This window comes from Draconibacterium halophilum (genome assembly GCF_010448835.1).
GTDB classification, from domain to species: Bacteria; Bacteroidota; Bacteroidia; order Bacteroidales; family Prolixibacteraceae; genus Draconibacterium; species Draconibacterium halophilum.
Map to the genome: position 1 here is coordinate 2821201 of NZ_CP048409.1, position 13557 is coordinate 2834757.

The 13557-nt window shown below is 39.2% G+C and carries 10 protein-coding genes; 3 read left to right on the forward strand and 7 right to left on the reverse strand.

All coding sequences use genetic code 11. From position 1 onward, the window contains the following. Window positions 1-47 precede the first annotated feature (47 nt). The 3 genes from G0Q07_RS11270 to G0Q07_RS11280 all read right to left on the reverse strand — a co-directional run bounded on the left by G0Q07_RS11270 (window position 48) and on the right by G0Q07_RS11280 (window position 3766). Window positions 48-407 (reverse strand): hypothetical protein, encoded by a 360-nt coding sequence (locus tag G0Q07_RS11270; protein ID WP_163346184.1) that lies wholly within the window; start codon window positions 405-407, stop codon window positions 48-50. 11 nt (window positions 408-418) lie between these two features. Then, window positions 419-1003, reverse strand: coding sequence for a hypothetical protein (locus G0Q07_RS11275; protein WP_163346185.1), 585 nt, complete (start codon window positions 1001-1003; stop codon window positions 419-421). A gap of 579 nt (window positions 1004-1582) precedes the next feature. Then, window positions 1583-3766 carry a DUF349 domain-containing protein gene (locus G0Q07_RS11280; protein WP_163346186.1) on the reverse strand — a complete coding sequence of 728 codons (2184 nt, stop codon included), beginning with the start codon at window positions 3764-3766 and terminating at the stop codon, window positions 1583-1585. Window positions 3767-4192: 426 nt separating this feature from the next. Between G0Q07_RS11280 and G0Q07_RS11285 the strand changes: the two genes are divergently transcribed. After that, window positions 4193-4615 (forward strand): arsenate reductase/protein-tyrosine-phosphatase family protein, encoded by a 423-nt coding sequence (locus G0Q07_RS11285; protein ID WP_262888019.1) that lies wholly within the window; start codon window positions 4193-4195, stop codon window positions 4613-4615. 23 nt (window positions 4616-4638) lie between these two features. Here G0Q07_RS11285 and G0Q07_RS11290 read toward each other — a convergent pair whose 3' ends face one another. Next, a complete protein-coding gene (locus G0Q07_RS11290) occupies window positions 4639-6030 on the reverse strand; it encodes an aminopeptidase P family protein (protein ID WP_163346188.1) in 1392 nt (463 codons plus the stop codon). 298 nt (window positions 6031-6328) lie between these two features. On the opposite strand from G0Q07_RS11290, the gene G0Q07_RS11295 reads away from it, so the two are divergent. Beyond that, on the forward strand, window positions 6329-7051 hold the full coding sequence (locus G0Q07_RS11295; RefSeq protein WP_163346189.1) for a cytidylate kinase-like family protein: 723 nt from the start codon (window positions 6329-6331) through the stop codon (window positions 7049-7051). A 64-nt stretch (window positions 7052-7115) separates the two neighbouring features. On the opposite strand, the gene G0Q07_RS11300 is transcribed toward G0Q07_RS11295, so the two are convergent. Together G0Q07_RS11300 and G0Q07_RS11305 are read right to left on the reverse strand one after the other, a co-directional pair. Beyond that, on the reverse strand, window positions 7116-8579 hold the full coding sequence (locus tag G0Q07_RS11300) for a DUF1080 domain-containing protein (protein ID WP_163346190.1): 1464 nt from the start codon (window positions 8577-8579) through the stop codon (window positions 7116-7118). 127 nt (window positions 8580-8706) lie between these two features. After that, window positions 8707-10263: a M81 family metallopeptidase gene (locus G0Q07_RS11305; protein WP_163346191.1), complete on the reverse strand. Its 1557-nt coding sequence runs from the start codon at window positions 10261-10263 to the stop codon at window positions 8707-8709. 357 nt (window positions 10264-10620) lie between these two features. On the opposite strand from G0Q07_RS11305, the gene G0Q07_RS11310 reads away from it, so the two are divergent. After that, window positions 10621-11862 (forward strand): radical SAM protein, encoded by a 1242-nt coding sequence (locus G0Q07_RS11310; protein WP_163346192.1) that lies wholly within the window; start codon window positions 10621-10623, stop codon window positions 11860-11862. A 112-nt stretch (window positions 11863-11974) separates the two neighbouring features. Here G0Q07_RS11310 and G0Q07_RS11315 read toward each other — a convergent pair whose 3' ends face one another. Continuing rightward, window positions 11975-13309 carry an MFS transporter gene (locus G0Q07_RS11315; protein ID WP_163346193.1) on the reverse strand — a complete coding sequence of 445 codons (1335 nt, stop codon included), beginning with the start codon at window positions 13307-13309 and terminating at the stop codon, window positions 11975-11977. Window positions 13310-13557: the final 248 nt, after the last annotated feature.

Genomic DNA, 13557 nt, shown 5'->3' on the forward strand with positions numbered 1-13557 from the left:
CTCGTTGTTGAGTTATGGGACATAAGATAAACCAATAGGGGCGGCGGCTATTTTGAAGCTTCTGAGAGCTCATTTAGCTGTTTTGAGCTTGGAAATAAGTTGTATTCAAAATAGGCTGGAACTGTTGGCTGTTCTTGCAAATTGACCTTGATTATAAAGCTATTAACCTCGGGGTGTGAATTGTGCATGAATCTCAGATGATTATGCAAAAGTTTGTAAAGATCGTGTTTATCGTAAAATTCAAGTTCGGTTGCTGCATTTTCAACCTGAGAGATTAACCGGTCCAATATGCCGCGGTTGTAGGGACTTAATAAATTATCATCTTTCATTCTTTTGAGGAATAGACGCAAGTCGGAAGCGGTTGCTAATACTGTGCTTTTGGGTTCTTGACTTTGTTTTTGTGACATGGTGAATGGTTTTAAGATACGATTGATAAATGTGTAATTGATTGAGAATTTTGAGAGGTGAGAGCCGCAGAATCGAACGATGTTGCGGAGTTGAGAGAGTAATTTTGAATTTCTGCTTTACATTCCTGGAGCTGATTAATCAAGAAATCGCAGCGAATTTCTGTAGCTGCATAAGATTTTTTAGAGTTTAATTTCCTGATAATCAAAAGAATTTCGATTAAGCTTTCAATCAGGCTGTAAAGGTTTGGAAATACAAGAAAGTTGCCATCTGAACGAATGCCGATAAAAGTCAGCTGCTCGAACTGTTTTTCTACGTAAGAAATCAGAGCATTAACTTGACGTCGATCTGCGTAAAGTTCAGAGTGTCGTTTGTCGCGGTTGTCATCGAAATAAAAATAAACTTGCCGATATAAACTGAATACATCAGCAAAAATTAAATTTAATCGATTGTAACGCTTAGTAAGAAATTTGGAACTCTTAACAAGAAACTTTTTGCATTTCTTTTCATTTGAAAATTCATGAACTGTGCCGTTACCTAATTTTACGACGTAATGTTCATGTACATGAGTGTAGGTTTTAATTGAAAGGGAAATCATTGGGTGTAAAACAGAATTTTGGGTTAGTTATGTGAATTAGTTATTTTTCAATTCACAATATTTATTCCAATATTCTACTTAACTTAATATCAATTATAGGACAAACGTATTTATTTAATATTTGGTAGCACTTCACAAAATACGCCCAGCTCTGCTGGTTTGCATAAAATCAGTTATCGCGACTGATAAGTCCGATAACGTCAAAGATTTTATGTAAAAGTTTAATCCGTAGTTCTTCACAAATGTTTTTCCTATAATTCAATATTATGTCTGCGCTCATTCCTTGAACTCATAAAGACCACGCGTTTGAAATAGGCTAATCTCGGTAAACTGAGTTCAATTTTATTCTTATGCAACTTTAAGCGATCTAGAATTTGAAATTCCCTGAATGGTTCTTTCCAATACTCTCAGAGATTTTAGATTCTCATTTGGCGCTTATTTTTGTATTAAAATTTCAATATTCTGAATAACTGAATAACTGCACGTAATTTTATTTTTACGCTATTCTCAGCACGTTAAGATGTAAATAAAAAAACCGGTATAAACCGGTTTTTCAATACTGCACTATATTATTCTATTTTAATCATTATCCATTTCGTCAATAACACGAATCTTGTCTTTCAGCAGTTCAATTTTTTGCTTCGTTACTTCAATTTTCTTTTTGACATCTGCAATTAACGATTCCGCATTTTTAGATTTGGCAAAGAATCCTACGTTGTTGTCCAGCAACACTAAATCATTTTCCAGTTGTTTCATTTTGCTCATGTACTTATCGCGTTCCATGCGCATTTTATTTTGTCCACGCATCGATTCAGAGAACGACGACATTTTATTTCTGAATTTTAATAAGTTACGTCTTTCATCATCCAGGTTAAGGTCGTCAAACAGTTTATTAATGGCATCTCTAAACTGTACTTTAATCTCATCTTTCTTTTTAAAAGGTACATGTCCAATTTCAGTCCATCTGCGCTGAAAAGCTTTTAATGATTCCAGGTTTTTGTCAACCTTTTCAACCGGTTTAAAGTTTTCAACCTCTTTTATAAGGTCTTCTTTTAGCTTCAAATTATCATCCTGCTCGGTATCTACATCAGAAAAATGCTCTGATTTTTTATCAAAGAAAAAGTCGCAGGCCGCCCTAAAACGTTTCCATAAAGCATCAGAATGTTTCCGCGGCACCGGACCAATTTCTTTCCATTTTTTCTGGATATTAATAAAGTCTTGTGTTGTTTTTTTCCAATCATCACTGTCTTTCAGCGACTCTGCCTGAACACACAGATCAGTTTTTAACTGCAGATTATTTTGTTGCTCTTCCTTGTTTTTGGCATAAAATGCGCGCTTAGCATTAAAAAACGCATCGCAGGCTGTTCGGAAACGTTCATAAATCTTGTTATTATCCTTTCTTGGTGCAAAACCAATTGTCCGCCAAACCTTTTGTAATTCAATGAGTTGTTTAGATCTTTCGTCCCACTCTCTGTGGTTCGAAATTTCTCCCTGAGTAATCTCTTCAGCTTTTTCGCACAATGCTGTTTTAGCTTCCAGATTTTTCTTCTGATCAACTTTTCTATTCTCAAAAAATTCTTGGTGCTTTTTGTTTATTTTGGTTGTTGCTGCCTTAAAACGTTCCCAAATATCGTCTTTTTGTTCACGCGGAACAGGGCCTATTTCGCGCCACTGTTCGTGGTATTTCTGAAGGGTATTAAATGCTTTTAGGATTGATGGCTCTTCAACCAGCAATTCCTCTGCACTTTCGCAAAGTTTGATTTTCGCTTCGAGGTTTTTTTTCAGATCCAGGTCGCGTAGCTCGCGATTAATTTTAATGTAATCGTAGAAGTTCTCAACATGAAAATGATAAGTATCCCAAAGATTTTTCATTTTTGATTGTGGAACCAAACCTATCTCCCGCCACTCTCTTTGGAGATCACGAAAATCATTAAAGGTCTTATTGATCGATTCTTCGTTATTGATCAAACCTTTTATCTTTTCAATTACTTCGTATTTTTTCTCTAAATTTTCTTCTTTTTCAGATTCCAACTTTTTATTGTGCTCGATACGAATGTATCGGTATTTTTTTAGCAGATCCTTAATATCCTTTTCATAGGGATCATCTTCGGTTTTGAAATCCTCTTCTGCACCACCATCGGCAATAAATTTCTTTTTATCAGCCTCTATGTTCTCGTTCAGATTCTTATAAAATATCGCTTTAATGGCTTCAATTTCATCTCTAACCTTTATATCACGTTCCTCTTCAAGTATGTCGCGGAGCGCATTAACAAGTTCAACCTGAGAATAATTGGAGTAATCAACCGGTTCTCTTTTTTTCGGTTTTTCTTCTTTTACAGGTTTTGCTTTTTCGGCTGTACTTTCCGTTGATTTTTGCTCATTTTCTGATTCCTTACTTTCCGGTTCCCTTGGTGCTTCTTCTGTTTTTTGTTCAGCAGCAGCATCGTTTGAATCTTCAGTTGAATCAGTTGTATTTTCTTCTTTTGAATTTATTTCGGACTCTGAATCACTTTTTGGTTCTTCTGCAACTTCAGCCTTAGGCTCTTCTTTCGCAGTTTCTTCAACTTTTGCAGTTTCAGGTTCTGCAGTGGATTCTTCTGCTGTTGTATCCTCTGTTGGCTCAACACTTTTTTCATCCTCCACCGTGTTCAATTCATCCGGTTTTGCAGCTTCTTCCGAAGTTGATTTAACTTCAGAGTTCTCAAGGTCAGTATTCTCCGTACGCTTTAACTCTTCCGAGTTTTTTAGATCTTTAGGTTCCATTTACAGTATTTTTTCACATCGTATTACAACGATTTTCATGATATCATTGACCTACGAAAATAGGGAAATCCCCATTAATACTCAATAAATCAGAGAAAATAATAATTCGCGATATTTAGAGCAATTGGTTTTCAATTGGTTAGCCTTCGTTATTTTGTGTTTTTAAAGTGCTAATATATTCAGTACGAGCTTTTTTGGCAGGAATTTGCCACTTAAAATCAATTTTTAACGAGAGGTATATTTCCAGTTTTGATTAATTTGAGTGTAAATAGGAATAGGTCTGAATATATGTTTCTAAACATTGTTAAAAATCTAAATATCAATACATAACGCATTTTTATTGTGTGGAAATTATAGTAAATTACATTTTTCTATTATAGTTGTTTAAAACAGACACCAGCTAAAATCTTAAAACATGGGATAAGTATTTTATTTTTAAGCACCCGAAACTCATGTAGAAGCCAAATGGCCGAAGCCATACTCCGCAATCATGACGATAATCTCCGCATCTACTCTGCCGGAATAGAACCCGTAGATCATGTGAGCTCAATCGCAATTGAAGTATTGAAAGAAGTGGGGATAAATGTAGAACAAAGTGTGCCGCACAGCTATTCAGAATATTCTGACATGGAATTTGATTACCTGATTACGGTAGGCGAAGGAACAACCGAAGAACTAAAAATTCCGAAAGTAAATTACAAGAGAAAGTTGCATTTGGGCTTTAAAAGTCCGTATAAAGGTGCCAAATCGCAGGAAGAAATTAAAGAAAGATGCTGTGCAGTGCGAGATGAATTACTATCGGAAATGGATTATTTTTATCATCGAATATTAAAAAAAAGGCATCCATAAATATATGAATGCCTTTTTCTCGTTTATTCTTGCTGTACAATCTTTTCAACTTCATCAGGTTCAATAGGAACCCGCTCCCCTATTATTTCACTACCTGTTTCGGTAACCAGTATATCATCTTCGAGTCGGATTCCGCCAAATTCGCGGTATTCATTCACTTTTTCGAAGTTTATAAAATCTTTGTTTATGCCTTCAGCCTGCCATTTATCTATCAGTGCCGGAATAAAATAACATCCGGGTTCGTTTGTAATTACAAAACCAGGTTTTAGGCGTTTTCCCAATCGTAAAGCAGCGGCTCCAAACTGGTCTGCCGGCCGTATCTCATCATCATAGCCCACATAAATCTGGCCCAGATCTTCCATGTCGTGAACATCCAGTCCCATCATATGCCCCAAACCATGAGGAAAAAACAGGGCATGTGCACCTGCTGCAACCGCTTCTTTAACATCACCTTTCATTAGTCCCAGTTTTTTTAACCCGGCAGCAATTACTTCAGCGGCAGCTAAATGAACCGATAAATACGTAATACCAGGCCTGGTAAGTTCTGTCGCCTTATTATTGGCAGCAAGTACGATTTCATATATTTCGCGCTGTTTGCTAGTGAACATGCCACCTACCGGAGTAGTACGCGTAAAATCAGATGCGTAATGAAGTAGTGATTCGGCACCGGCATCGCATAACATCAATCTGCCTTTTTCAAGTGTTTGCGAATGATCGTGATTGTGCAATGTTTCGCCATTTTGCGATAGAATAATAGGGAAAGAAGCCATTCCACCACCGGCAAATGAAATGCCTTCCATCGTTCCTGCAATCTTTTGCTCCCACGTTCCGGGTTGTGCCATCCGCATTGCAGCAACATGCATTTCGTAACCCGTTGCACAGGCATTCTTAATCTCTTCTACTTCTTGTGCTTCCTTAATTTCCCGGATTGAAATAACAGCTTTAATAAGCTCAAGCGAGGCATGATTTTGAACGGCTAACGCAGAAAGGCCTGTTAATTTCTCCAGCAAAATTTTATTCTCTCCGCGATATGGTGGAAGAAAATGTACATTCCGACCAGAATTCATAGCTTTTTTTACAATGTCGAAAAGCTTTGCAAATGGCGCAGTTTGGGTAATTCCTACTTTGGTCGCGTTATCTTTTAAAGGAACCTGTGGCCCCATCCAAATAATGTCATCAATCACCACGTCATCGCCAAAAATGTATTCATCACCGCTCTCAAAGTCAATTACTCCGGCCAGCCCTGGAAAATCAAGGCCAAAGAAATAAAGGAAAGAACTATCCTGACGAAAATGATATGTATTATCAAGACAATTCATTGGCGATTCGCCATTTCCAAGTATTAGTCCGACTCCTTTTAAGCCTTTGGACTTCAATTTATTTCTACGATCGATATAAGTATTTTTGTCAAACATATTCTGAAGTTTTTTTAAAATTTTTACGAAGATACTTTTTCTGTTATTATTTAGAACGATTAAAAATTTAATAGAAGTTAAAGATATATTTTCGAGATCGGAATTCAGATGACTCTTGTCACAACAAAATATAGCGACACTCAAACAGCACATTATCCAATAGTTAAGTTGCACATTTATTGATCCGTAAACCAACGAAATAATAAATTCCTATATGGGCTCCTTTCAATTTTATCCCTTAATACAGAACTTGGTTACCATAATTGGCGTAACTTAATACAGACAAAGCTTAGAAATTATGGGAAATTCATTGATGAACTATCTTAACAGGCGACTACAGGAGGAAAGTCCTCGTGAATTGGGTAATATGAATCAGGCCGGACCGGTAATCACTATTTCACGAGAAGTTGGTTGTAATGGCCTTGTTTTAGCACGATTAATGGCCGAACGACTTAACAAAAAACTCACTATGGGATCGTGGAGCGTGCTGAGTAAAGAAATTTTTTATGAAAGTGCAAAAGAGCTCGATCTTGATCCTGAAAAGGTGCGGCAAACATTTAAAAAGACCGACAGGTACATTTTTGAAGAAATTTTAAATGCCTTTAAGGATAAGCGTTATAAAAGTGAAGACCTGATTATTAAAACGGTGAAAGAAGTGGTTCGAACACTGGCTATTGATGGTTATTGCATTATTGTTGGGCGGGCAAGCCATATTATTGCCAGCGACATTACTAATGCATTACACTTACGATTAACAGCACCACTTGGGTATCGCATCAATACCATAATGAGGAATAACAGACTCAACCGTAATGAAGCCATTGCATTTATCGAAAAGGTTGATAAAGAACGAGCTGCATTCCGTAAGGCGCTCAAGGAAAGTAATCTTCGTGAAGAATTTTTTGATCTCACCATCAACCGTGGATCATTTACCAATGAACAGGTGCTTGACCTGATTGAATTTACCGTTGAAAAGAAAGGTATTCTGCACTACAATAAGCCCAAGATTCAGCGTTATTAAAATGGCAGGTTTCCCATAAAAAACGGGTAAGATCAAATTTGTCTTACCCGTTTTTTAATATGCTTTATCCCGTAATATTATCGGGAAAGCCTTTTACATTTACCGGTTTTTCAGCATCGGGTTTAGGCTCAAACATGTCGTTTGGTGTTAATTTGCACTCCTCCAACATTTCAAGGCAATACTCCAGTTGTCCAAGATTTTTAGTTACATTATTAGTTCCGAAAGCAAACTTAACGCCTGCCTCTTTCGCCATTTTTATCATTTCAGCATTTGGTGTTTTATAACGGGCATTAATCTCAAGAGCAATTCCGTTATCAGCAAGTACTTTTACTACGCGCTCCATTCGCTCTTTTGTCCATAGTTTTTCATATTCCGGCATTAATTCGCCGGGTAATACGGTAGGATTCACATAAATATCAACCGGTTCCTGCGAGAAAATCGATTCAATTTTTTCTACCAGATCATCCATAAACTGCTGCTTATCATCCACCCAAACTTCTTGAGGTATCCAGATACGGTTTCGGCGTCCTTTTTTGTCGGTGAAAGTCATGGCATCGGTAAATACATAATCAAATTTAGCTACGGCTTCGCGCGAAAACAATGTAATCCACTCACGACCTTCTGCCTGCATGCCTTTGTAGGTTGGACTATCTTTAACTTCCTCCATATAAGCATACAGCGATTCATCGTCGGTTACCGGAAAATAAAGACCACAATTGGGAGCTACACCGTAATTTATTCCCAAACGTTGCGAATTATCAACCAGATCGTCGAGTGTTAACCCGCCTTTTAGATGAACGTGGTAATCCACCAACGGAAAACCTGCATACATCAATTTGGTAACTTTTGTATCCCATTCTTTATCTACTTCCGGGCTTACTGGTTCTGATTCAGGGAGTGCTTTTACACGAATATTTCGGAAATAAGTGGTGCTGTTCGGATCGTGCGCCTGTAAAGCAAAGGTACCCTCACTCAATTTAACGCTTTCTCCTCCCTCCCATCTCCAGGGATTTTCCGGCTCGATGTATTCATTCACTTTTACATCGTTCACAAAAACTTCCACCATATTTTCCACCACTTTTATACGCATTGTAAACCACTCGTTGTCGTCGGCCAGCGGATAATAAACATTTCGGATATTATATACACTTCCTGTTTTTCGTCGTTCGGGATATTCAACAGAACCGCGGTATGAGTTATTTACTTGTATTTCGTAGCCTTTTGCGGGCCATCCTTTTTCCTGGTATTCGGTATGAATAAAAATGCCTGAATTCGAATGTTCCTGGGCTTTTATTTCCGCTTCAAACTCAAAGTTTTTAAAGTCGCCTTCGTAGAACAGGTGCGATCGTTCTCCGGCACATTTTATCATGCCATCTTCAACGCTTATACTTTCCGGATTTTCGGTGGCTTTTTTCCAGCCATCCAGCGTTTCACCATCAAAAATGGTTTGCCACTCTCCCACCGGAACTTTATTCTGGCAAGCGGTAAAAACGATTAAAATTAGTACAGGGAAAAATAACTTTCTCATGTTTATTGGTTTAGATTATTATTGGTTCTTAAAACTAAAGAAAAAATTGTTAGCTGAATAGCGATTGACCATTTGTTTTAAAAATTAAGGCGCTTGTTCAAAAAAGTATCAAACGCCTTAATTTATTTTACTTATCAGCCAATGGAATTAACCGTGCTGAAAGATCGGCATCATCCATGTCTTTATCTAACGGGAACATCGGGCGATGAATACGTTTGTATCCTAAACGCTCCAAATCCTGATCGACTCCACCAGGTGTTAATGCCATCAACCAACCGGCTCTCATATTGTAGAGTTCCGGTACCAGGTAACCAATCTTAACTACTACTATGTCGGCTTCGCGTGGATATAAACTCAAATCGGTGAAATCGGTCTCGTGATGATAGGGTTTCCGTTTTTTAGTTACGATAACATCAACACTGCCTACGTTTATTACCACTTCGGTTTCGGCATAACGATCGCCTTGTTTAATCGCCTCTACCCTGCCGGTTAATTCTACTGGTCCGCAATAACGATCATCTACTTCAGCGCCAACCATACCAGTTACCGTTTCTCCAATTCCGGCTTCCACAGCTTTGGCAACAAGATCAGGGCCAGGAATAGAGGCATAAATTAACGATGGCCCATTTTTCTTTTTGAATTCCTTACGTTTCAGTATTTCATTCAGTGTCCAGGTAACATCACCCGCGCCACCAGCGGTAGGATTGTCGCCCATATCGCTGATGATAAAAGGTTTTTCCTCAAAAGCAATCGCTCGGTCGAGGCATTCCTCTAAAGGGGCTACCGGAGCTACAAACTCAAACTCATTACGAACATCCCAAAAAGCCTGCGCCAGTTCTTCGGCTGATTTTGTTACTGCTTCCTTGTCGTCGCCGTAAGCCATTACTACCGCACGGTTACGAGGCTCATCGGCCCATGCGTAGCCCACCCAAATAGCTGCGTCAATAACGCCTTCGCGTGCTGCTGCCGGGGCAACTTTAGCATAAAGGCTTTTCCCCGGTTCAATGCGGGTACTTGTCTTTTCGCCGGGCAACAATATCGGAACCGGGATCCAGGCTTTGTATTTTGGTTTACCTAAACCACTCTCCAGACGGTCGAGCAAATTAGTTAATGCACGTTTTTTAGATTCAATGGCATCTTCGTGTGGTGCCATGCGGTAACAAGTAATCAGGTCGCTGTGATTCGCCAGCCGCTTACTTACATTTCCGTGCAAATCCATCGAAGTTGAGATCATCACATCATCGCCAACTATTTTGCGTATACGTTGGATAAAATCGCCTTCCGGATCATCCAAACCAACAACACTCATTGCTCCGTGAATATCAAAGAAAAGTCCATCGTAAGGCAAATTCTCTTTTAACCGGTCCAATGTTTCGCCAACCAGTGTTTCGTAAGCATCGCGGGTAACAATACCACCAGGCAGTGCATGACCGCGCAACGTTGGAAACCATTCGGCACGTTTAAGAGTGGCTGCGGTATCGTCCATAAACGGATAATAAGTAAATATTTCGTCTCCACGACGTGCCTTAAAAGCCTCAATGCCCGTCTGTGCAGGCGAAAAAGTGCTCGATTCAATGGCCAGTCCGGCTATGGCAACACGCGGAAGTTTGTTTTCCTTTTTCTTATTGCAGCCTACAGTAATAACCAGGGCGGCAATCAGCAATCCGAAAAGAATTCGTTTCATATCTTTCTAAAATTTTTAAATAATGCTACAATAAAGCAAATTTAAGCAGAAAAGCAGGAATGAAGATGAGATTCTTCATAAATGTTTTAATGCCGCCTTCACTTAATCTCTTTATATTTAAATAATAATGGGCAAGCAAGTAATCTGATAGCTCATTTTATCTATTTTTGCTTCGTAAATTATTCATTACAAATGGGAACGAACAATTATATACAAAAACTTGAGTTGGTTTATATCGACCGATCAAAATTGTTGTTGTTCCTGTACATTTTCTCCGAGCTCTAAATTCTTTTCTTTCATTACCCCAAACAGTAAACCATTTAATTTTTATTCAATCGTTGTTCTTTATTCTTTGCAATGAAAACGTATCATAACTGGCTGAATCAGCTGGTTAACAACAATAAGTCTGCTTACACTGAGTGGACAAACCTAAGTTGGTTAAACAGCTATTCTGCCCAGGAAGCGCAGGATAAAAAAGTAGCTTTACTGGAAAAAGCCGAGAATATTTTATTCAAAGGCACAAAGCCGTATTACAAACAGATTTCCAATGGCTGCAAACTTTGCGGGCTTGGACAATGGAGCTGTTTGTTTATTACCGGAAAATGTAATGCCTCGTGTTTTTACTGCCCTGCCTCGCAGCAGGAAGACCATTTGCCAATTACCCAAAATCTGAGTTTTGCCGATCCGGCAGCGTTTGCCGAGTACATTAATCATTTCCGGTTTAAAGGGGTTAGTTTTAGTGGTGGTGAACCATTGCTGCAGTTCGACCGCACATTGAGTTACCTGAAACAGGTGCGACGAAAATGTAACCCGGACACCTATGTGTGGATGTATACCAACGGAATTCTGGCTGAAACGCAAAAGCTCAGGAAACTGGCGGCAGCCGGAATTAATGAAGTGCGGTTTGACATTGGGGCCACAGGATTTAAGCTCGATAAAATTGCAGCGGCAAAAGGTATCATCCCGGTAATCACTATCGAAATTCCGGCGGTACCCGAAGAATTGGAGCGTTTAAAAAAGCTCTTGCCCGAAATGGTAAAAGCAGGTGTTTCGAACCTGAATTTGCACCAGTTGCGTCTTACACAACACAATGTAAAACAGCTGTCTAAACACAATTACACTTACATCCATGCCGAGCAGCCGGTGGTTTTAGAATCGGAACTGGCAGCTTTGGAACTCATTGCTTATGCCCACGACCACTCCATCGATATTGGCATTAACTATTGTTCGTTTCACTTTAAAAACCGCTTTCAGAAAGCCGGATTTCGAAATAAGGTCGCCTCCGCGCTGGCCAACGATGAAGATATACTAACGCAAAACGGTTATATCCGGCGTTATACAAGCGCAGAAATTGGCTATGATTCGATACGTATTTTTGATGTGAAGCCCGAGCGTTTGGCGGTTCATGAATTTCAGCTAAAAAACAAAACCTACTATTATTCGCGGCAGACGGTGATGAATACGGTATTGATAGACAATGTGATGAAAGCCAAAATTGACTGGCTTCTGGAAGCAGAACCATCAGAAATACCTGATGATCCACTGCTGTTCAGAATATGGCAATTGGAATATATTGAAAACGGGTTACGGGAGTATTAACGTTTGTAATTGTTCCTGAGCTTCAGCCGGATTTTATAAATCGTTATAACTGATTACTTCTTAAGGGCTTCAAATCAATACATTATGGGTCTTCCTCATGAAGGTTATTGGATTATGATTCAGCCTCGTACTTATCTTGTGGATTATGCGCTTTAAAACTGATGGCAGAAATTACCAAAATAATACCAAGCAAGGCATAAATGGCATACGAATAGCTTCCCAGGTGCGAATACGACAAGCTGAATACAATTGGCCCCAATGCGCTAAAGAAAACAATTATAGCCATTACAAAGCCTGTTATTTTCCCCAGGTGATCGCGGCCATAAAAACGCGGCCAGGTAACACTTAACAGCACGTTATACATACCGCTAGGAATAGCACTGCCAATAATAAATGCGTAGTAATAAAATCCGGTGTTTATATTGGCCAGTGCTATTAAAGACACTACCATTCCTGCAAGCATGAGGTAAAGCAGGTACTGAAGTTTTATACGGTCGCTAATCCATCCGCCAACAAAAGCAAGTACCACCGAAATCAGCGATATCGGAATAAACACTGCAAGCGCCCTTTCCTTGTCGATACCTGCTTCGCCAAATACCGACACCAAGTGAAATATATACCCCGTAATAAACATGGCATAAATAGCCGATGGTAACACAAATAACCAAAACGTTAATCCGTTGCGCGCCTCTTTTAGCGTAAATTGTTTAAACGGTTTGATAATGACATTGTGTTCTTTATTGCCGTGCTTTTCACCGTCGGGAATTTGATCACAGTCTTCAGGATTATCGCGAAAAAAGACAAATACAAACAAAAAGAACCCAACACCAATAGTCAGGGCCATAAGTAGCCAGGCTCCTCGCCACGAGGTTCCTTCAATAAGCATATCAAAAGTTAATGGTGCCATTGAAAAACCGATCGACACAAATACCGATGATATACCATTTACCAGTCCTCTGCGTGCGACAAACCACTTCATTAGCATATTTCGCGACACCATGGTAATAACGCCCTGCCCCGAAAAACGCAACATAAAAAAGAATAAAATGCAGGTGGTAATTGCTACGCCAACATAAACCGTTGAATTTTCCGGAACGATGGCTTTTATAATACGATCCGACTGGCTGAACAATAACAGTACAAAGCCCAGCGTTAGTGCGGCAGCCATACCCACCCAACGCGCGCCGTATTTATCGTAGAGTGTACCGGCGTAGGTAAGAATAAACGAACTTCCAATGGTGCCAAACATATACGCTGTACTGATCTGGTCGCGGTTAATGCCAATGTTTTCAATCAGGTAATCCGTGAATGTTGATACCCCGGTGGTTTGTCCTGGAGCACTAAACAACACGCCAACGGTAGCGGCAAACAAAATAACCCAACCGTAAAAGAACGGCACTTTTGATGGATTGAACGGGAAATTGTTGTATTTCTGTTTGAACTTCATTACTGCGAAACTAGTTATTGTTTAGCAGAAATTTGCGTGTGGTTGTGGTTGTTAGGGATTGGTAATGATTTTTTATTGAAGATTGAAGGAGATTGAAGGAGATTGAAGGAGATTGAAGGAGATTGATGGCTGAGCACTGAGACTTTGAAATCTGAGATTGTTGAATTGCTAAACTGATAAATTGTAAAGATTGTAGTTTTTATCTTTCTATATTCTTCTCTGTCAAATTATGAGACCTCTCGGTGTTA